Annotated in this window: 16 protein-coding genes; 14 read left to right on the forward strand and 2 right to left on the reverse strand. The window is 69.0% G+C overall.

Annotated features, from left to right (window positions below; all coding sequences use genetic code 11):
* Positions 1-78 precede the first annotated feature (78 nt).
* From STH_RS05525 to proC, 5 genes are all read left to right on the forward strand, one after another.
* Positions 79-1,947 (forward strand): methyl-accepting chemotaxis protein, encoded by a 1,869-nt coding sequence (locus STH_RS05525; protein WP_011195214.1) that lies wholly within the window; start codon positions 79-81, stop codon positions 1,945-1,947.
* Between the two features lie 320 nt (positions 1,948-2,267).
* A complete protein-coding gene (locus STH_RS05530; RefSeq protein ID WP_043713533.1) occupies positions 2,268-4,142 on the forward strand; it encodes a methyl-accepting chemotaxis protein in 1,875 nt (624 codons plus the stop codon).
* Positions 4,143-4,255: 113 nt separating this feature from the next.
* Positions 4,256-4,972 (forward strand): twin-arginine translocase subunit TatC, encoded by a 717-nt coding sequence (gene tatC, locus STH_RS05535; protein WP_011195216.1) that lies wholly within the window; start codon positions 4,256-4,258, stop codon positions 4,970-4,972.
* Between the two features lie 503 nt (positions 4,973-5,475).
* Positions 5,476-7,161, forward strand: coding sequence for a ribosomal protection-like ABC-F family protein (gene abc-f, locus STH_RS05540; protein WP_011195217.1), 1,686 nt, complete (start codon positions 5,476-5,478; stop codon positions 7,159-7,161).
* A 384-nt stretch (positions 7,162-7,545) separates the two neighbouring features.
* The gene (gene proC / locus STH_RS05545) at positions 7,546-8,391 is read left to right on the forward strand and encodes a pyrroline-5-carboxylate reductase (RefSeq protein WP_043713536.1); all 846 of its coding nucleotides are present in this window, start codon (positions 7,546-7,548) and stop codon (positions 8,389-8,391) included.
* A 100-nt stretch (positions 8,392-8,491) separates the two neighbouring features.
* On the opposite strand, the gene STH_RS05550 is transcribed toward proC, so the two are convergent.
* Entirely contained in the window at positions 8,492-9,232 is a 741-nt protein-coding gene (locus STH_RS05550) for a winged helix-turn-helix domain-containing protein (protein ID WP_242654579.1), read from the reverse strand.
* Positions 9,233-10,059: 827 nt separating this feature from the next.
* Complete coding sequence (locus STH_RS16990) at positions 10,060-11,463, reverse strand: amidase domain-containing protein (RefSeq protein WP_011195220.1); 1,404 nt, start codon at positions 11,461-11,463, stop codon at positions 10,060-10,062.
* A gap of 739 nt (positions 11,464-12,202) precedes the next feature.
* On the opposite strand from STH_RS16990, the gene sleB reads away from it, so the two are divergent.
* From sleB to STH_RS05600, 9 genes are all read left to right on the forward strand, one after another.
* The gene (gene sleB, locus STH_RS05560) at positions 12,203-12,901 is read left to right on the forward strand and encodes a spore cortex-lytic enzyme (protein ID WP_043713542.1); all 699 of its coding nucleotides are present in this window, start codon (positions 12,203-12,205) and stop codon (positions 12,899-12,901) included.
* A gap of 87 nt (positions 12,902-12,988) precedes the next feature.
* A complete protein-coding gene (gene ypeB, locus STH_RS05565) occupies positions 12,989-14,398 on the forward strand; it encodes a germination protein YpeB (protein ID WP_158506851.1) in 1,410 nt (469 codons plus the stop codon).
* Between the two features lie 346 nt (positions 14,399-14,744).
* Entirely contained in the window at positions 14,745-15,275 is a 531-nt protein-coding gene (infC, locus tag STH_RS05570) for a translation initiation factor IF-3 (RefSeq protein WP_173355293.1), read from the forward strand.
* A gap of 16 nt (positions 15,276-15,291) precedes the next feature.
* Positions 15,292-15,486, forward strand: coding sequence for a 50S ribosomal protein L35 (gene rpmI, locus STH_RS05575; RefSeq protein WP_011195224.1), 195 nt, complete (start codon positions 15,292-15,294; stop codon positions 15,484-15,486).
* A gap of 63 nt (positions 15,487-15,549) precedes the next feature.
* The gene (rplT, locus tag STH_RS05580; RefSeq protein ID WP_011195225.1) at positions 15,550-15,903 is read left to right on the forward strand and encodes a 50S ribosomal protein L20; all 354 of its coding nucleotides are present in this window, start codon (positions 15,550-15,552) and stop codon (positions 15,901-15,903) included.
* Positions 15,904-16,000: 97 nt separating this feature from the next.
* Entirely contained in the window at positions 16,001-16,651 is a 651-nt protein-coding gene (locus tag STH_RS05585; RefSeq protein WP_011195226.1) for a potassium channel family protein, read from the forward strand.
* Between the two features lie 11 nt (positions 16,652-16,662).
* The gene (locus STH_RS05590; RefSeq protein WP_011195227.1) at positions 16,663-18,033 is read left to right on the forward strand and encodes a TrkH family potassium uptake protein; all 1,371 of its coding nucleotides are present in this window, start codon (positions 16,663-16,665) and stop codon (positions 18,031-18,033) included.
* The gene (locus STH_RS05595; protein ID WP_011195228.1) at positions 18,030-18,695 is read left to right on the forward strand and encodes a potassium channel family protein; all 666 of its coding nucleotides are present in this window, start codon (positions 18,030-18,032) and stop codon (positions 18,693-18,695) included. The genes STH_RS05590 and STH_RS05595 overlap by 4 nt, the downstream gene beginning before the upstream one ends.
* Positions 18,692-19,513, forward strand: a complete 822-nt coding sequence (locus tag STH_RS05600) for a TrmH family RNA methyltransferase (protein ID WP_011195229.1) — start codon at positions 18,692-18,694, stop codon at positions 19,511-19,513. Before STH_RS05595 ends, STH_RS05600 begins: the two co-directional genes overlap by 4 nt.
* Positions 19,514-19,522: the final 9 nt, after the last annotated feature.

Genomic DNA, 19,522 nt, shown 5'->3' on the forward strand with positions numbered 1-19,522 from the left:
GCCCTGCTCGACGGGGCCGGCCGCAGGGGCGGAAAGGTCTCGGGTTCCAGTTCAGCACGGCCTGCAGGAGGGACACCAATGCGGAACAGGATTCGCCTCAACATTCTTGCCAAGGTTCTGGCATCGCCTGTGCTCGTGATTCTGCTCCTTGGCACGGTGGGCGGGCTCGGCTACTTCGCCATGCGGGACGTGGTGACCACCTTGAACGAACTGGCCACCCAGGAAGCCCTGCTGGAGGGAAGCAAGGAGATTCAGGCGGACCTTTTGCGGGAACTGGCCTATGTCCGGGATTACATCATCTTCACCGACGACGCTTCCCTCAACTCCCTCCACACCGCGCAGGAGAACCTGCTCGTGACGCTGGACGAGATGCTGGCGATCGCCGCCGACGACTCACTGCGTGAACAGTTCCAGACCCTGAAGCAGAAGCAGGAAGAGTACGCCGTCATCCTGCAGAGGGTCGAGGACAGGGTGCGGAAAGGCGACATCGACATGTCCACGGTGGTGCTGCGGGCTGAGGCGGTCCCCTATCTGAACCAGATGTTGCACCTGGCGGACCAGATCATCGACAGGGTCAGCCAGGACGCCGACCAGGCGCGCAGCGCCATGCGGCAGTACGCGGGGACGATGCAGTACGTGCTGCTGGCCGTGGTGAGCGCGGGCCTGGTGGTCGGTCTGGCCCTGGCCCTGATCGTGGCCCGGACGATTGTGAAGCCGGTGCGGAGCCTCGCCGAGGCCGCCACCCGGATGGCTGCGGGGGATCTGAGCATCAGCGAGGTGCCGGTGACTTCCCGGGATGAGGTCGGCAGGACGACGGAGGCGTTCAACTTGATGCTCCGGAGCCTGCGGGACGTGGTGGGCAGGATCAACGCCGCTTCCCAGTCGGTCATGGCTGCCTCCGAGCAGCTGGCGGCCGCCGCGGACCAGGCCGCCAACGCCACGACGGGCTCGTCCCAGGCCATCACCCAGGTGGCTGCCGGCAGTTCCGAACAGGCCCACAGCACGGCTGAGGCCAACGCGCTGGTCCGGCAGCTGCGCGACGCCATCGAGCAGATCGCGTCCAGCGCCGGCACCGCGTCCGTGGAGGTTCAGGAGGCGGCCGACCGGCAGCATCGGATGGCCGATGAGCTGGACGAGATGACGCACCTCGCGGCGGCCACTGCCCGGGTCTCCACGGAGACCGAGGCGCGCGCCCGGGCCGCGGCGGCGGTGGTGGAGCGGGCCCTGCAGGAGATTCAGGAGGTCAGCGGGGAGGTTGGTCAGTCGGCCAGCCGCATCCAGGAGCTGGATCGGCTCTCGGAGCAGGTGGGCGCCATCACGGGGCTGATCTCCAGCATCGCCGACCAGACCAACCTGCTGGCGCTCAACGCGGCCATTGAGGCCGCCCGGGCGGGCGAACACGGCCGCGGCTTCGCCGTCGTGGCGGACGAGGTCCGAAAGCTGGCCGAGCAGTCGGCGGCCTCGGCCCAGGAGATTGCCGACCTGATTCGCAACATCCAGACCGGTACTGCCGAGGCCGTGAAGGCGATGAACCGGGGCACCGAGCGGCTGACGAAGACCAACGAGCTGGCCGCGCAGGCGGGCTCGGCGCTGGAGGAGATCCTGGCCGCGGTGCAGCAGGCTGCGGACGAGGCCAGGCGCATCGCCGAGAAGGCGGAGAACGTGAAGGAGCAGGCCATCGCGGCGGTGCAGACGTTCACCAACGTGGCGGCGATGACGCAGGAGAACACGGCGGCGAGCGAGGAGATGGCCGCCAGCGTGGAGGAAGTGGCGGAGGCCGTCAACCGCATCGCACGGCTGGCCGAGGAGAACGCGGCCGCCGCGGAGGAGGTCTCGGCGTCGGTGGAGGAGCTGACCGCGTCGGCGGAGCAGGTGGCCTCGTCGGCCCAGGGGCTGAAGCGGACGGCCGCCGAGCTGCGGGACCAGGTCGGCCGGTTCCGGCTGTAGCCAAGGCGAATAGGACGGAGCGGGGCTGTCCCCGGCAGCGAAGGCTGCCGTCGTGGGCAGCCCCGCCCGCGCGTCAGGGCCTGCCGCCGGCGACGGGCCGGCGGCAGGCCCCTTTTGGTTGACGCCAAAGGGCGTTCACCCCAGCATCGAAAGCATCTCTTGCGTACCACGGCCGGTCTATTTTCTGAAGTCTGCCTTGATCACGACTCATAAGGTCGCTATCCTATCTAGCATCTACCTCAATAATTGCCAAATTTATTTGAAGGGCCTGCTATCCGTCGCGGCGGGTGGCTGCAGCAACGTTCACAGGAGGGGTCTCTATGCAGACACATCTTCGGACCCGTGCCAGCATCTTCGCCAAGGTACTCTTCGCACTGTTCGTCGTGATCCTTTTGCTGTGTACTGTCGGGATCTGGAGCTACCTCTCGATGGAGGACGTCATCTCGTCTGTGACGACCATCGAACGACGGGAGACGCTGGTCGACGGGAGCCGGGAAATCAAGGCTGACCTTCTGCTGCAGCTGGCGTACATCCGGGACTTCATCATCTTCGCCGACGAGCAGGCGCTGGACAGCCTGGAGGCGGCCTCGGCCGATCTGATGGCCACCCTGGACCGCATGATCGCGACCGCAAATGTCGAAGAGACGCGCAACCAGTTCCGCTCGATCCAGGCCACCCAGGTCGAGTACGATGCCATCCTCCAGCAGGTCGAGAGCCTGGTGCGCCGCGGTGACCGGGAGCAGGCCGCCGCAGTGCTGCGCGACGAAGCCTATCCCAAGATGAACGACATGCTTGACGTGGCGGACGCCATCATCGTCAAGGTCAGCCGCAACGCCGCGGAGACCCGCAACACGGTGCGGGCCGACGCGGCGCGGATGCAGATCGGGCTGCTGGTCACGATGGCCGTGGGCCTGGTCGCCGGCGTGGTCATCGCGGTGGTGGCGGCGCGGGCGATCACGCAGCGGATCCAGCGGCTGGCCGAGGCTGCCACCCGCATGGCCGGAGGCGACCTGAGCCTCAGCGAGCTGCCCGTGAACTCCGGCGATGAGGTGGGCCGGACCGTGGAGGCGTTCAACACCATGCTCCGGAACCTGCGCGCCATGGTCCGGGACATCGGCGCGGCGTCCGAGACGGTGATGTCCGCATCCGAGCAGCTCTCCGCGGCGGCGGATCAGGCAGCCCGGGCGGCGGCGGGCTCGTCCCAGGCCATCACCCAGGTGGCCGCCGGCAGCTCGGAGCAGGCGACCAGCACGGCACAGACCAACCAGCTCGTCGAGCAGCTGCGGGGGGCCATTCAGCAGATCGCCGCCAGCTCCAGGGGGTCGGCCGTGGAGGTCCAGGAGGCCGCGACGCGCCAGGTCCGCATGGCGGAAGAGTTGCAGCGCATGTCGGCGAGCGCGGCGGGTACGGCGCAGGTGGCGCTGCAGACCGAACAGCGGGCGCGGGCCGCGGCGGCGGTCGTGGAGCGGGCCCTGAGGGAGATCGAGCAGGTGGGGGCGGTGGTCGGAACCTCCGCCGACCGGATCCAGGAGCTGGACCGGCTCTCGGAGCAGGTGGGGTCCATCACCGATGTCATCTCCAGCATCGCCGACCAGACCAACCTGCTGGCGCTCAACGCGGCGATCGAGGCCGCGCGGGCGGGCGAGCACGGCCGGGGCTTCGCGGTGGTGGCGGACGAGGTCCGCAAGCTGGCCGAGCAGTCCGCCGCGTCGGCCCGGGAGATCGCGGACCTCATCAGCAACATCCAAACCGGCACCGCCGAGGCCGTTCGGGCGATGTCCCAGGGCACCGAGCGGCTGGCCGCCACGAACCAGTTGGCCGCCGAGGCCGGCTCCGCGCTGGAGGAGATCCTGGGCGCGGTGCAGCAGGCGGCGGAGGAGGCGCAGCGCATCGCAGAGAAGGCCCGTCAGGCGAAGGAGCGGGCCGCGGCTGCGATGCGCACGTTCAACGCCGTGGCGGCGATGACCGAGGAGAACACCGCCATGAGCGAGGAGATGGACGCAGGCGCCGCGGAGGTGGCGAGCGCGGTCAACCGCATCGCCCGGCTGTCCGAGGAGAACGCCGCGGCCGCGGAGCAGGTCTCGGCGTCCGTGGAGGAGCTGACGGCTTCGGCGGAGCAGGTGGCCTCGTCGGCCCGGGAACTGAGGCAGACGGCCGCTGAACTGCAGGCCCGGGTCAGGCGGTTCCGGCTGTAGGGCGCGGCCGCCGCCGGTTGGGATTGACGCTGCCCGCAAAAAGGGGATACACTTCAGGGGTGAGCAGTTTCGCCTGAAGCGCAGGGGTCACCCGGAATGGAGAGTTTGGCGCGATGCAGGACAAAGAACTGACCCTCGTGGAGCACCTGACCGAGCTGCGGGAGCGCATCATCAAGTCGCTGATCGCCGTCGCGATCGGCTTCTTCGCCGCGGTTTTCCTCTCGCAGCCCGTCTTCCAGCACATCATGGAACAGGCCAAGGCGGAAGGGGTCCAGCTGATCCAGTACAACTTCGCGGACACGTTCATCACGCAGATCAAGCTGGCGCTGATCCTGGGGCTGGTGCTGGCCTTTCCCGTGGTGCTCTACCAGGTGATCGCCTTCATCCTGCCGGCCTTGAAGCCGGAGGAGAAGCGGCTGCTCTTCATCGGCCTGCCGTTTGCCACAGGGTTGTTCCTGGCCGGCTGGGCCTTCGGCTACTTCATCGTCGTGCCCATCACGAAAGAGTTCTTCAAGTCGATGGCACAGGCGTCGCTGGTCGAGGTGGCTGTCACGCCCAGCAACTACCTGTCGTTCATCCTCAGCATCTGCAACCCGCTGGGCATCGCCTTCGAGCTGCCGCTGGTGGTGCTGATCCTGGCGCGGATCGGGCTGGTGACTCACCAGTTCCTGGGACGGGTGCGGAAGTACGCCTTCCTGGCCCTGATGATCCTGGCGGCCGTGCTCTCCCCGCCCGATGTCATCTCCATGATGATCTTCCTCGTGCCGCTGTACGGCCTCTACGAGTTCTCGATCATCCTGGCCCGGTTTGCGCAGCCGAAGAACGAGTAGGCGCGGCGGCCGGGTCCCTTTTTGACCCCGCCGCTTCACGCCGGCAGCCTGGAGCACGGGATCGCGGCGCGCTGCGGATGGAGGCGGGAATGGTCAGGCCCCGGGCCTGGACCGCTACGGCGGCGTCCGGTCCGGTTCTCCAGGGGCGCTGCCGCACAGGAGGATCCTCTTCCCACCGCCCACGGCTCACCGCTCAGCGTTCCCTTGACTTCCGCCGCTCCAACCCCTACACTGGTTACGAAATCTGTTGCCACAGGCGGAGGTACACGACCGTGAAGAGGACGACCGCTTTCTAAGCTGAATACGGCGCCCGCACCATCGGCCGGCTGGCCGGCGGACCGGGCGCGGCTTGAAGCGGTCCCGTCACGGTGGCGCCTGTCAGCGCTTGCGTTACGCACTTGGTATTCCATCGCGGAGACCAGGACCACGGGAGGGCCCGTGGTCCTGTTTTGCTTTGCCCGTGCACGGGACCGCCCCGACCATGACGGAGGAGGCGGTTCACGATGATGACGTTACAGGTCCGCAACCTGCGGAAGGAGTTTGCCAACCGAACGGTATTGGACGGCGTCAGCTTCGACCTGGCACAGGGTGAGCGGGTGGGGCTGGTGGGGCGGAACGGCTGCGGCAAGTCCACCCTCCTGCGCATCCTGGCCGGCGAGCTGGCGCCCGACGAGGGTACGCTCCACTGGATTCACCCGGGCGCCGCGTGGGCCTACCTCAGCCAGGAGGACCGGTGGGATCCGGACCGGCCGCTGGGCGAGCAGCTGGGGCCGGTGGATCCCGCCCTGCTGGGCCGCTGCGGGATCGACCGCTCCCTGCTCAGCCGCCCGGCCGGCGCGCTCTCCGGCGGGCAGAAGACCCGGGCGGCGCTGGCGAAGGTGCTTGCCGGGTCCCCGGAACTGCTGTTGCTGGACGAGCCCACGAACCACCTGGACACCGAGGGGCTGGACTGGCTGCAGGACGTCCTGCGCCGGTACCGGGGGACGGTCCTGGTGGTGAGCCACGACCGGTACTTCCTGGACCAGGTGGTCACCCGCATCCTCGAACTGGAGAACGGCCGCATCCGGGAGTACCCGGGAAACTACACCGCCTACGCCAGGCAGAAGCAGGCCGAACGGGAGCGGGCCGAGGCCGAGTACCGGGAGTACGTGCGCAAGAAGAAGCAGCTGGAGGCGGCGATCCGCCGGGAGCGGGAGTGGGCGAACCGGGCGCACAACGCCAAGCCCGATCCCACCGCCAGCGTGTTCCAGAAGGGCATCGACCGGAACATGGCCCGCAACCACATGCGGGTGGCCAAGGCGCGGGAGCGGCGGCTGGAGCGCATGAAGGTGGAGAAGCCCCGGAAGCCGGAGCACATCAACCTGGCCCTGCGGGGCGGCACCGATGTGGCCCGCAACCTGGTGCTGGCCGAGGGCCTGGGCTTTACCTACGACGGCCGGCGCTGGCTTTTCCGCGACGCCTCCTTCTACCTGCAGCGGGGGGACCGGGTCGCGGTGCTGGGCTCCAACGGCAGCGGCAAGACCACGCTGGTCCGCCTGCTGACCGGGGAGCTGAAGCCCACGGAGGGCCGCCTGCACGTGGCGCCGGTCAAGGTCGGCTACCTGGCGCAGGAACTGGAAACCCTCGACCCCCGCCACACGGTGCTGGAGGAGGTCAGCGGCGGGAACCCGGCCCCCGACCAGGCCCGCATCCGCACGCTGCTGGCGTGCCTGCTCTTCCGTGAGGAGGAGGTCTACAAGCGGGTGGCGGTGCTCTCGGGCGGCGAGAAGGTAAGCCTGGCGGTAGCGAAGCTCCTCCTGGCCGAGCCCGACCTGCTGGTGCTGGACGAACCCACCAACGGCCTGGACCTCGCCTCCCGGGAGCGGGTGGAGGAGGCGCTGGCCGACTATCCGGGTACCCTGATCCTGGTCTCTCACGACCGCTATCTGGTGCAGCGGCTGGCCGACCGCATCCTGCACATCGCGGACGGGCGGCTGGAGCTCTTCCGGGGCACCTACGCCGAGTACGCCGCGCGGGGCGGGACCGAGAAGGCGCCGGATGCCGCAGAGGAGATCCTGCTCCTGGAGACCCGGCTGGCGCAGCTCAGCGCGGCCCTGGCCGCCCCGCCGGAGGGGGAGGCCGAGGCTTTGGAGCAGGAGTTCATCCGGGTGAGCCGGGCCTTGCGCGCGCTAAAGGAAAAAAGGGCTTGACGCGGCCGGGTTTCACTGCTAAGATGCACTCAATACCGAAAGGCGAGGATGGGGAACAGTAGAGCGCCCCTCCGCCGGTCAGAGAGCCCGGGCCCGCCCGAGGGCGGAGCTGAGAGCCCGGGTCGGCGTGAGCCGCTCGAACCCGCCCCGGAGCCGGCGGCGATGAGCCGTCCCGGCCTGGCCGACCGTTACAGCGGGCCACGGGTCGCAGTGCCCGGCAGAGTGGGTCGCCCTGCAGGCGGCCAATGAAGGTGGTACCGCGGAGGATCGACGCCCTTCGCCCTTCCGTCAGGTTGGGCGAAGGGCGTTTGGATTTGCGTCACGGCAAGACACCCTGCGTCCGGCGGAAAGGCCCTGCAGGCAGCGAGAACGGAGGTGGAGCGGATGCTTACGGGCAATGTGGGATTTCTGGGTGCGGGCGCGATCGCCGAGGCCCTGATCCGCGGCATGCTGAATGCCGGGGTCGTACAGCCTGAACAGGTTCTGGTGAGCAACCGCTCCGATCGGGAGCGCCTGGCCGACCTGAACCGGCGCTACGGCGTGCGCACGGCGGGGAGCAAGGGGTACGTGGTGGACGTCTGCCAGGTGGTGGTGCTGGCCTGCAAGCCCAAGGACGTGGCCGGTCTGCTGGCCGAGGTGGGTGGCCGGTTCCGCCCGGGGCAGATCGTGCTCTCCCTGGCTGCGGGGATCGCGACGTCGTTCATCGAGGAGCGGGTGGCCGACGGGGTGATGGTCGTACGGGCGATGCCCAACACCTCCTGCCAGGTGGGCGAGTCGGCCACGGCGGTCTGCCTCGGCCGCGCGGCTACGCCCGAGGCGATGCGGCTCGTCACCGAGATGCTGGCCAGCGTCGGGCAGGTGTATACCGTGCCCGAGGAACAGATGGACGCCGTGACCGGCCTTTCCGGCAGCGGGCCCGCGTACGTGTACTACATCGTCGAGGCAATGATCGAGGCCGGCGAGGCGGTGGGCCTCGCCCCCGAGGTGGCCCGGGCGCTGACCCTGCAGACGCTGAAGGGCGCGGCGCTGACGCTGGCCACCACCGGGGCCGACCCCGCCGTGCTGCGAGAGCAGGTGACCTCGCCCGGGGGCACCACCGCGGCGGGCCTGCAGGTGCTGCGGGAGGCCGGCTTCGCCCAGGCGCTCATCAGCGCGATCGTCCGGGCCACCGAGAGGTCCCGGGAGCTGGGCCGGATGCCGGCGCAGGCCGCCACGGAGGTCGGCGATTGAGGCTCGCCAGAGCCGCGACAGCCGGCACGGAGACACGACCAACATACCAAGCGGGGCTGCACCGAGTCATCGCAGATGACGCTCGGGGCAGCCCCTCGGCTTATCTCGGCACAGGCATGGGCAGGGGGGTTCTCTGCTGGTAGTCCCGGCTTCGGGACTCCAGGTGGGCGATGACGAGCTCCTGACCGTCCAGACGGCGGCGGGGCAGGCAGTCGGGTATCCGTCGCAGCATGCCCTGGAGGGAGAGGTCTTCGGCGTGAACGACGGCCAGGTGAATCCCCCGCCGCAGGCAGATCGCCTGTTTGATGAGGTCGCGTCCCAACTGTCTGCGCGCCTGCTCTTCGCTGGGGTACAGCGCCGTCGGCCCGTAGTGCTGCGCACCGTTGAACTCGAACCCCGCGTTGGGCGGGTAGAAGCGGTCAATCTGCATCTCTTCGCCGGTGTAGGGGTTCACGAGGAACCCGGGCGAAGCGTCGTCCTCGAAGTTGTCCAGATCGATCAGCAGGGTGAGCCACTCGCGCATCAGGGCCTCACCCCGGTACGGCGCCTTTTCCAACCGGCGGTTGATCTCGGCGATGGCCTTCTTCTGGGCGTCGAGCTGGGGATTGGAGAGAATGAGCTGAAACGGCCCCGTCCGCCTGGACCGGCGGACCTCAACCCAGCCCGCATCGACCAGGCTGCGCAGCGCCCGCCGCGCGGTGCTCGGATCGCAGCGTGTCAGTCTCGCGATCTGGTTGACCGTGATCTCCACTTGACCGTCGCGGAACGTGGGCGCCAACTGAAGGGCACCGTACGTGATCTTGGCCTGTGCGATGACACACCGGCTTCGTAGCAGATCCACGGGAAGGTAAGCATGTTGACCCTTCGAGCAAGTCCAGGGTCTGAGCAGGGATAGTTGCTCAAGCTGTCTATAACTGGGTTTGATGGCGGTGCGGGAGAGCCCGCAGAGTTCGCTCAGGTGGTTCTGACCTCTTGGCCGGAGTTGAAGCCCCGCCCACGCCACCTTTGCCGAAGCGCCCAGCTGTTCATGGAACAGGATGAAGGCGGGCACCTTTACCTGGCTCGGCATGTACAGTCCGTTCACGCGCATCACCCGAATTTGCGTTCGCCACGTAGATGGAAATTCCTTCTAGATACTGCGGGTGTATGCAACCGTTCCCGGGGGTCGGGTCGGTAAGGGCGGCGAGGAGGCGGAATGTGCGGTGAGCGGAGGGGGACGAGTGCACATTCCGCCTCGAACTCGGGGCTTGGGGGCAAGTGAGTAATGTCGACGAGGCGGAATGTGCAGTGAGCGGTGGGGAGCGAGTGCACAATCCGCCTCGAACTCGGGGATCGGGGGCAAGTGGGTGATGGCGACGAGGCGGAATGTGCAGTGGGCGGTGGGGGGCGAGTGCACAATCCGCCTCGAACTCGGGGGTTCAGGGGCAAGTGGGTGAAAGCGAGGAGGCGGAATGTGCAGTGGGCGGTGGGGGGCGAGTGCACAATCCGCCTCGAACTCGGGGGTTCAGGGGCAAGTGGGTGATGGCGACGAGGCGGAATGTGCAGTGAGCGGTGAGGGGCGAGTGCACAATCCGCCTCGAACTCGGGGGTTCAGGGGCAAGTGGGTGATGGCGACGAGGCGGAATGTGCATTGGACGGTGGGGAGCGAGTGCACATTCCGCCTCGAACTCAGTCACGCATGGCCACGAACCAGTAGATTGTCTTTCGGTCCCACCCCAGGTCAAACGGCACGCGGTACCGATCGGCGGTGTGGGAGTTGGCCACCGGGTAGCCCCGGCTGTCGAAGCCGGTGATCAGGGCCACATGGGTCATCTTGCCCTTCTCCTCGTAGCCCAGCACGTCGCCGGGCTTCAGGAAGGAGCGAAACCCCTCTGGCCGGCCGGCGGCGATCCGCCACACGGTGCCGAAGTCGCCCCGGACCGCCAGGTCACCCTTGCCCGCGTACCGCAGGTGGCCGATGAGGGCGTCCGCCCTCGTGAACAGCGGCATCTGCAGCTTGCCCCCGTAGCGGAGCGCCTGGGAGACGAAGTTGGCGCAGTCGCCGCCCTCGCCCATGTAGTTGCGGAACTTCGGGTTGTACTTGTGGTCGTTGCCGCAGCCGGCGGCCAGGCCGCAGTAGGTGTCGGCGTATTCCACCGCACCACGGCGGTCGTACCGCTGCGCCGCCAGGGCGGTGACGGCGTGCAGCCCGGAGTTGCCCCGGTTACCGGAGGAGCGGCGAGCGGGCAGTTCCGCCGGCGCCTCCGTCTCGTCGCCCAGCGGGTCGGAGTACCACTCCAGCCCGATCAGCCAGCGGCCGTCGGCCGTCCGGTGCAGCTCGACGATGTGCCGGCTGCCCACGCCGAACCGGTTCACCGCCTCCTCCCCCGGGTACTGATACCCCAACTGCAACGTCTGTGCGACGTAGAACCGGGCGCGGTCCTCCGTCACCTTGAGCTCCTTCACCCAGATCCTGGTCCGTGCCTCGACGAAGCGGACCCCGCGCGCCTCTGCCCACGCCTTGACGTACCTGTACTTCCCCTCCTCGTGCAGCAGGGCCCACTGGGCGGTCTTCCGCTCCAGTAGGAAGTCCTCCTCCAGCGGCGGTCCCTCCCAGTCCGTCAGAAACCGCCGGGCTCTCCGCTCGTAGATCTCCCGCAGCCGAGGCGTGAGGTCCGGCTTCTCCGGCTCCGGCGGATCTACCGGCTGGGACTCCGACGATGGAGCCGGGGCAGGCGACTGCCCAGGCTCGGCTGCCCGGGACGGTTGGCCGGGCTCGGGCGCACGTGGCGGCTGCCCAGGCTCGCGTGTCCGGCGCGACTGGCCGGGCTCGGCCGCGGGGGGAGACTGCCCAGGTTCGGCCGCCCGGATCGGCTGCCCGGGATCGGGCGATGGCGATGGCCGGGGCTCGGCTGGCCGGGACGGCTGCCCCGGGGACCGCTGTCCCGGCGCCCGCAGCCGGGCCTGGGACGCGGGCGGCACCGCCGCAAGCGCAGCAGGCACGGGTTGGCTGGCCGCCGGCCGGGGTTGGGCGCCGATCAGGATTGCCGTCAGCACGACGGCGTGCAGGTACGGGCGGTACCGCCGCTTCATGGCCGAGATCCCTCACTTGAGTCTTCGTCGATGGCGCCGCCGCGCGGGCCATCGTCTGTGCTTTATTCTGTCCGCCGGCATCGGTCGCGGTGCATCCTCTTTCTGTCACGTGCGCCTGTCGGCGACGAGGCTCTTATGCGTACCCGTCGACGACGATCCTCCTTCTTTCACGCACATCGATCGGCGGCAATCCCAAACCCGTCACGTGCGCCTGTAGGAGACAAGGCTCTTATGCGTACCTGTCGGCGACGATCCTCCTTCTTTCACGCACATCGGTGGGCGGCAATCCTATACCCGTCACGTGCGCCTGTCGGCGACAAGGCTCTTATGCGTACCCGTCGGCGACGATCCTCCTTCTTTCACGCACGTCGGTCGGCGGCAATCCCAAACCCGGCAAGCGCACCTGTCGGCGACAAGGCTCTTATGCGTACCGTCGACCACGATCCTCCTTCTGTCACCCCCATCGATCGGCGACAATCCCAGACCCGTCACGCGCACCTGTCGATGACAAGCCTCTTATCCGTACCCGTCGGCAACGATCCTCCTTCGGTCACGCACGTCGGTCGGTGCGACAATCCTATGCCTGCCACGTCCACCCGTCGGCGGCAATCCTCTTTCTGTCATGCGCGCTCGTCGGCGACATACGGGCCGAGCGCAGGGGAAGACTAGCACCCACAGTCTCACCGCGGCGGAAGCCGCAGGATCAGCATCCGGACGAGCGGCAAACGGAGGGTCCGATGTGCGCAGGAAGACGGCAGTCCCCTTGCTCCTGATCCTTTCTCTGATCGCGTTGAGCGCGTGGAGCCTCCTGCCCCGCGGCGCGGAGCAGGCCGAGGCTGCCGCCCGGCCCACGCTGCGCCGGGGGGCGACGGGGGATGCGGTGCGGGAAGTGCAGCAACGGCTGAGAGACTGGGGCTACTACGAGGGCCAGGTGGACGGCAGGTTCGGCCCCCTCACGGAGAAGGCGGTGCGCTTCTTCCAGTCGAAGAACGGGCTCACGGTCGACGGTGTGGTGGGCCCCGAAACCTGGGCTGCGCTCGGGTATAGCGGCGCCCAGGCGGCGTCGGCGGGCGCGCAGCGCCCGGGCGTCAACATCGACCTGCTGGCGCGGGTGGTGCGGGCCGAGGCGGAGGCAGAGCCCTACGAGGGCAAGGTCGCGGTGGCGGCCGTACTCCTCAACCGGGTCGCCGACCCCCGCTTCCCGAAGACCCTGGAGGGGGTGATCTACGAGCCCCACGCCTTCGAGTCGGTCAGCAACGGGCGCATCTACAACACCCCGCCCACCGCCGACGACCTGCGCGCCGCCCGCGATGCCGTGAACGGCTGGGATCCCACCTACGGCGCCGTGTTCTTCTGGAACCCGAGCAAGCCGGTCTCCTCCTGGGTGTGGACGCGTCAGATCATCACCCAGATCGGCAACCACGTGTTCGCCAAGTGATCACGGAAGCGGCGGGCCCGCCCGGCGGGCCCGTCCGCGGGCAGATACCGAAGGGAGATACCAAAGATGGCGGGAAGGGGAATGCAGATGCGGCGAAGCAGGCCGGTCGGGGGCGCGCTCCTGGGCCTCCTGGCGGCCGGCGTGCTGGCTGTCTGGGGCGCCTGGACGGTCCACCTGTACCGGCAGTACCAGGCCCTGGCCTATGAGCTGGAGGCCGAGCGGCAGCGGAACTTCGCGGAGATGATCAGCCACGTCGAGGCCATGCGCGGGCTCATGGGCAAGAGCCTTGCGGCCGGGTCCACCCGTCAGAACGCCCTCTACATGGGGGAGGTCTACCGGCGGGCCAGCCTGGCGGCGGCCAACTTCATGGCCCTGCCGCTGCCCGAGGAGTTGGGGGCGGCCACGGGCAAGTTCCTGAACCAGATCGGCGACTTCGCCTACAGCGTGGTGCGCCACGAGGCGGCCGGACGGACCATGGACGAGGCCCAGCGCCAGGAGCTGGCCAGGCTGTACCAGGCGGCCACCGATCTCACCGCCACCCTGCGGGACACCGGCCAGGCGTCCGTGAGTGAGGGTTTCCGCTTCGCCAAGGCCGGCGTGGGCCTCTCGGACCTGTTCACGGCCTGGCGGGAGCGCAGGGCCGCGGGCGGGGCGGACCTCACCCAGGACCAGGCGCAGAAGAGCCTGATCCCGCCCGGGCTGAACCAGGTCGGCCCGCAGATGGACCAGATGCCGGTGCTGGTCTACGACGGCCCCTTCTCCGACCACCTGGAGCAGCGGACCCCGGCCATGGGCGGGCCCGCGATCACCCCGGAGGAGGCGAGGGCCCGGGCGTTGGCCTTCCTGCCCGAAGGCGTCACGGCCGACGCGCTGGAGGTGACCGAGCGGAACGGGCGCGTGCCGGTCTTCGCGGTGCGGCTCCCGCCCGGCGGCGGCCGGCCCGCAGTGACGGTGGACCTCGCCCGGGAAGGGGGCCACCTGGTCTCCTACATCAACGCCCGGCCGGCCGGCGAGCCCCGGCTCACCCTGGAGGACGCCCGGGAGGCCGGACTGGCGTACCTGGCGGCGCACGGCTGGTCCGAGATGGAGCCCACCTACGGCGAGGTGGCCGACGGCTTCGCCACCGTGCAGTTCGTGCATGCCCCCGGGGGCGTCCGGATCTACCCGGATCAGGTGAAGGTGCGCGTCGCCCTGGACAACGGCGAGGTGGTGGGGGTGGACGCCCGCAGCTACGTGATGTCCCACCGGGAGCGGGGCGGGCTGACGCCGTCGGTGACCCGGGAGCAGGCCCGGGCGGCGGTCAATCCCGAGTTGCAGGTGGAGGAGGCGCGTCTCGCCCTGATCCCCACGGAGGCCGGCGACGGCGAGGTGCTGTGCTGGGAGTTCCGGGGCACCCTGGGGGAGGAGACGTACCTGGTGTACGTGAACGCCCACACCGGCCTGGAGGAGCGCATCCTGCAGATGCTGATCACCGACAGCGGGACGCTTGCCCTGTGACGTCGGGCGGCGAGGGTGCAGGGCCCCGCGACCCGGCCTGCGGCGGGTCAGCGGCCCCGGCAGCGCAATCGCGCGTGGCGATGCTTGACAACCCGTGAACGACGTGGTAATCTCTCCACGCAAGCATTAACGGGACCTCAGAAGTAGAAGCCACCGCTTCTCACCGTACGGCCGGTTGTCGGTACGGTTTCGAGGTTGAGTACGTGGATTCGCCGCAGCAGGCGGCGCTGCAAGCTCAGCTTTGGACGCGGGTGGCCAATGGCCACCCGTTTCTGCTGTGTGCTTTGGGACGAGGCTGCCCGTTCTACCAGTCAGGAGGTGTTCGTGTATCAAGGATCAGCTCCGGGTGAACGAGATGGTCAGGGCCCGCGAGGTTCGGCTCATCGATGAGAACGGTGAGCAGCTGGGCGTGTTCTCCTCGCGGGAGGCGTTCCGCATCGCGCAGGAGCGCGGCCTCGACCTGGTCGAGGTGGCGCCCAACGCGAAGCCGCCGGTCTGTAAGCTGATGGACTACGGTCGGTACAAGTACGAGCAGGCGAAGCGGGAGCGCGAGGCGCGCAAGAAGCAGAAGGTCATCACCATCAAAGAGGTCAAGATGCGGCCCAACATTGATGATCATGACTTCGCGGTTCGCCAGCGCCAGGCCGAGTCGTTCCTGCGGGACGGCGACAAGGTGAAGGCCACGATCATGTTCCGTGGCCGCGAGGTCGTGCACGCGCAGCTGGGCAAGGAGGTCCTGGACCGGCTGCTGGAGACCGTCAAGGACATCTGCGTGGTCGAGCGGCCGCCGCGCCTGGAAGGCCGGAACATGATCATGATCCTCGCGCCCAAGGCCAATCTCGAACCCAAAGCAGCCCAGCAGGGCCAGGAAAAATAAGGAGGAGTAACCGCCCATGCCGAAGATGAAGTCCCATCGCGGCGCTGCCAAGCGGTTCAAGCTGACCGGCAGCGGCCTGGTGAAGCATTACCCCAGCAACAAGCACCACAAGAACACCCACAAGAAGGAGAACAGGATCCGCGCCCTGAAGCGCAACCTCGTCCTGTCCAAGTCCTTCCAGAAGAACATCCGGGAGATTCTGCCCCACTAACCCCATAGAAGTCCGCGCGTGCCGGAGCGGGGGCTCCGGGACGTGTCATAGGAGGAGAGCAACATGGCGCGCACCAAGCCCGGGAAGACCACCCGTGCTCGTCATAAGAAGATCCTGAAGCTGGCCAAGGGTTACTACGGCGCCCGGAGCAAGCACTTCCGGCCCGCCAACGAGACCGTCATGAAGGCGCTGTTCTACGCCCGGCGCGACCGGCGGCAGCGGAAGCGCAACTTCCGCCGGCTCTGGATCGCCCGCATCAACGCCGCCGCCCGCATGAACGGTCTGACCTACAGCCAGTTCATCAATGGCCTCAACAAGGCCGGCGTCCAGCTCAACCGCAAGGTCCTGGCCGACATCGCGGTGAACGACGCCGCCGGTTTCTCCGCTCTGGTGGAGAAGGCCAAGGCCAGCCTCTAGCAGGCCCCGACGCCCACCCGAGAGGGTGGGCTTTCGTCTGCTGTGCGGGATTTCCTGTACTCGGTCGCACGACTGCGGCCCGAAGGGAGTAGCCGTCATGGCGAAGCGATATGCTGTCATTGGGCTGGGGCGGTTCGGCGCCAGTCTGGCGCAGGAGCTGACGGGCGCGGGCCAGCACGTGCTGGCCGTGGACGTCGATGCCGACCGGGTGGACGAGCTGGCCGCGGTCCTGCCCCGGGTGGTGCGGGCCGACGGCACCGATCCGGCGGTGCTCAGGGCCCTGCGCATCCACGAGTTCGACACCGTGGTGGTCGCGATCGGCGACAACGTGGAGTCCAGCGTCCTCACCGTGCTCAACTGCCGGGACCTGGGCGTGCCGTACCTGGTGGCCCAGGCGCAGGACGAGGCCCACGGCCGGATCCTGAAGCGGCTCGGGGTCGACCGGGTGGTGTATCCGCAGCGCGACATGGGCATCCGGGTCGCCAGCAACATCGCCACCGGCGGCATCATCGACTACGTCCGTCTCTCCGACGAGTACGGGCTGGCCGAGCTTGCGCCGCCCCGGTCGGTGCTGGGCAAGAGCCTGCGGGACCTGGACCTGCCCCACCGCTTCGGCCTGAACGTGATGGCCATCAAGCGCGGGCAGCGGGTCATCGTCTCCCCGCGGGCCGAGGAGCGCATCGCGGAGGGCGACATCATGGTGGTCATCGGCAGCGCAGCCGGCATCACCCGGCTCCAGGGCGAGTAGGGGGGCGGAGAATGGCACTGCAGCACCGGAGGAGGGGGCCGACGTTTACGCCGCCGCAGGCCCTGGCGGCGGGGTTTGCGCTGCTGATCCTCATCGGCACCGTCCTGCTGGCCCTGCCCGTCGCCCACGAGCCCGGCCACCGGTTGTCCTTGACGGATGCGTTGTTCATGGCCACGTCGGCCGTCTGCGTCACCGGCCTGGCCGTGGTGGACGTGTCCACCACCTTCAGCGCCTTCGGCGAGGTCGTGCTCCTGCTGCTGGTCCAGGCGGGCGGCCTGGGCATCATGAGTCTGTCGGCGCTGATGTTCCTGCTCACGGGCCGGCGCATCGGCCTGCACGAGCGGCTGATGATGCAGGAGGCGCTGGGCTCCCTCTCCATCGCCGGGGTGGTGCGGCTCACCCGCACCATCATCGCCGGCACCCTGGCCGTCGAGGCGATCGGGGCTGCGCTGCTCTCCCTGCGCTTCCTCGCCTACTATCCCCCGGCGCAGGCGCTCTACTTCGGCATCTTCCACTCCATCACGGCGTTCAACAACGCGGGTTTCGACCTCACCTCCCGGTCCCTGCGCCCGTTCCAGCACGACCCGGCTGTCCTGCTGGTGATGGCGGGCCTGATCCTGATGGGCGGCATGGGCTTCGTGGTGCTGCAGGACGTGTGGCACCACAGGCGGTGGGAGCGGTTCAGCCTGCAGACCAAGCTGGTGCTGGCCGTCACGGGCGTGCTCGTGGGCGCAGCCACGCTGCTGGTGCTGGCGCTGGAGTGGGGCAACCCGGCCACGCTGGGCGGGCTGCCGGTGCCGGAGAAGCTGCTCAATGCCTTCTTCACTGCGGTCACGTTCCGCACCGCGGGCTTTGAGTCGATTCCCACGGCCGGCATGGCCTCCGCGGCGCTGCTCCTGGCCATGGTGCTCATGTTCATCGGCGGCTCCCCCGGCGGCACCGGCGGCGGCATCCGCACCACCACCTTCGCGGTCATCGCCCTGGCGGTGCGGGCCACGGTGCGGGGCACCGAGGACATTCAGGCGATGGGCCGGCGGCTGCCCCGGGAGCTGCTGGACCGGGCGATCGCCATCGTGGCGATGTCCATGGCCGTGATCGTCGCGGTGGGCGGGCTTCTCCTCGTGACCGAGGGGCACCTCGTCACCGCGCCCGGAAACCCGTTCGGCGCGGCCGACGTCTTATTCGAGAGCACATCTGCCTTCACCACCATGGGGCTGTCCACCGGCGTCACCCCGCACCTGAGCATGGCCGGCCGGCTCCTGCTGACGGTGACCATGTACGTCGGCCGCATCGGGCCGCTCACCGCTGCGGTGGCCCTGGCCCAGCGGCGGCGGGAGCGGGTGAACATCGACTATCCGGAAGAGCGGGTGATGATCGGGTGACCCGGAAGACCATCGTCGTGGTGGGCCTCGGCCGGTTCGGCTCCACCGTGGCCCTGCACCTGGAGAAGATGGGCCACGAGGTGCTGGGCATCGACGCGAACCAGGACCTGGTCGACCACTTCGCGCCGGAGCTGACCCACGCCGTCGCCTGCGACTCCACCGACGAGGAGGCGCTGCGCGCCCTGGGGTTGCGCAACTTCGACGTCGGCGTCGTCGCCATCGGCAGCGACGTGGAGGCCTCCATCCTGACCACCGTGCTCCTGAAGGAGCATGGGGTGCCGCTGGTGGTGGCCAAGGCGCGCAGCGAGCTGCACGGGCGCACCCTGGCGAAGGTGGGGGCGGACCGGGTGATCTACCCCGAGCGGGAGATGGGCGCCCGGCTGGCCCACTCGCTGATGACCGGCAGCGAGATCGACTACATCGAGCTTTCGCCCGACTACACCATCATGGAGATGGCGGCGCCGCCGGCCCTGGCCGGCAGGACCCTGCGGGAGGCCAACCTGCGGGCGCAGTTCGGCATCTCGGTGCTCGCGCTGAAGTCCGGCGAGCACATCAACGCGGCGCCGCTGGCCACCGATGTCATCCGGCCCGGCGACACCTTGGTGCTGCTGGGCAGCAAAGAGGGCGTGAAGCAATTGGAAAGGACGCTGCAGAAGGGATGACGAGAGCGGAAACGCCGCTGGGCCCCAAGCACGCCCTGGTCAGGCAGGCCCGGGAGCTCGCCCGGGAGCGGCGTGCGCGCGAGGAGTCGGGCCTGGCCCACATGGAGGGCGTGCGGCTGGTGGAGGAGGCGCTGGCCGCCGGCGTGGAGGTCGCGTACCTGCTTTACACCCCCGAACTGGCGGAGCGTCCCCGTGGTGCGGAACTGCTGCGCACCGCCGCGGCGCGCGGGGTGCCGCTGCACCCGGTGACGCCGGAGGCGCTGGAGCGGGCGGCCGACACCCGGACCCCGCAGGGGGTCGTGGGCGTCTTCCGGCCCCTTTCCCGGACCCTGGACGACCTGGGGCCGGGGCTGGTGCTGGTCCTGGACGGCCTGCAGGACCCCGGGAACCTGGGCACGGCGATCCGCTCCCTGGAGGCGATGGGCGGCGGCGGCGCGGTGGTCGCCGGCGGGGTGGACCCCTACAACCCCAAGGTGGTGCGGGGCGCGATGGGCTCGCTTTTCCGGCTGCCGGTCGTGAAACGGCCGATCGGAGACGCGCTCGCCGGGCTGCGGGCCGCCGGCCGGCGCATCTACCTGGCCGAGGCGGGGGGCGCCCTCGCCCCCTGGGCGGTGGACCTGGCCCGGGGTGCGGCGGTCGTGGTGGGCAGCGAGGCCGCCGGCCCCTCTCCGGAGGCCCGGGCGCTGGCCGACGGGGTCGTCTCCATTCCGATGGCCGGGCCCACCGAGTCGCTGAACGCCGGCGTGGCCGCCTCCCTGCTCGCGTACGAGGCGATGCGGCAGCAGGGGGCCGCGGCACCGCCCGCCTTGTCCCATTAATGTGTGGAA

Source organism: Symbiobacterium thermophilum IAM 14863, from assembly GCF_000009905.1.
GTDB classification, from domain to species: domain Bacteria; phylum Bacillota; class Sulfobacillia; order Symbiobacteriales; family Symbiobacteriaceae; genus Symbiobacterium; species Symbiobacterium thermophilum.

What these genes read in the sequence shown, in the direction of transcription:
- STH_RS05525 (WP_011195214.1), top strand. Translation starts at nt 79, where the DNA reads ATGCGGAACAGGATTCGCCTCAACATTCTTGCCAAGGTTCTGGCATCG.
- STH_RS05530 (WP_043713533.1), top strand. Translation starts at nt 2,268, where the DNA reads ATGCAGACACATCTTCGGACCCGTGCCAGCATCTTCGCCAAGGTACTC.
- tatC (WP_011195216.1), top strand. Translation starts at nt 4,256, where the DNA reads ATGCAGGACAAAGAACTGACCCTCGTGGAGCACCTGACCGAGCTGCGG.
- abc-f (WP_011195217.1), top strand. Translation starts at nt 5,476, where the DNA reads ATGATGACGTTACAGGTCCGCAACCTGCGGAAGGAGTTTGCCAACCGA.
- proC (WP_043713536.1), top strand. Translation starts at nt 7,546, where the DNA reads ATGCTTACGGGCAATGTGGGATTTCTGGGTGCGGGCGCGATCGCCGAG.
- STH_RS16990 (WP_011195220.1), bottom strand. Translation starts at nt 11,463, where the DNA reads ATGAAGCGGCGGTACCGCCCGTACCTGCACGCCGTCGTGCTGACGGCA.
- ypeB (WP_158506851.1), top strand. Translation starts at nt 12,989, where the DNA reads ATGCGGCGAAGCAGGCCGGTCGGGGGCGCGCTCCTGGGCCTCCTGGCG.
- rpmI (WP_011195224.1), top strand. Translation starts at nt 15,292, where the DNA reads ATGCCGAAGATGAAGTCCCATCGCGGCGCTGCCAAGCGGTTCAAGCTG.
- rplT (WP_011195225.1), top strand. Translation starts at nt 15,550, where the DNA reads ATGGCGCGCACCAAGCCCGGGAAGACCACCCGTGCTCGTCATAAGAAG.
- STH_RS05585 (WP_011195226.1), top strand. Translation starts at nt 16,001, where the DNA reads ATGGCGAAGCGATATGCTGTCATTGGGCTGGGGCGGTTCGGCGCCAGT.
- STH_RS05590 (WP_011195227.1), top strand. Translation starts at nt 16,663, where the DNA reads ATGGCACTGCAGCACCGGAGGAGGGGGCCGACGTTTACGCCGCCGCAG.
- STH_RS05600 (WP_011195229.1), top strand. Translation starts at nt 18,692, where the DNA reads ATGACGAGAGCGGAAACGCCGCTGGGCCCCAAGCACGCCCTGGTCAGG.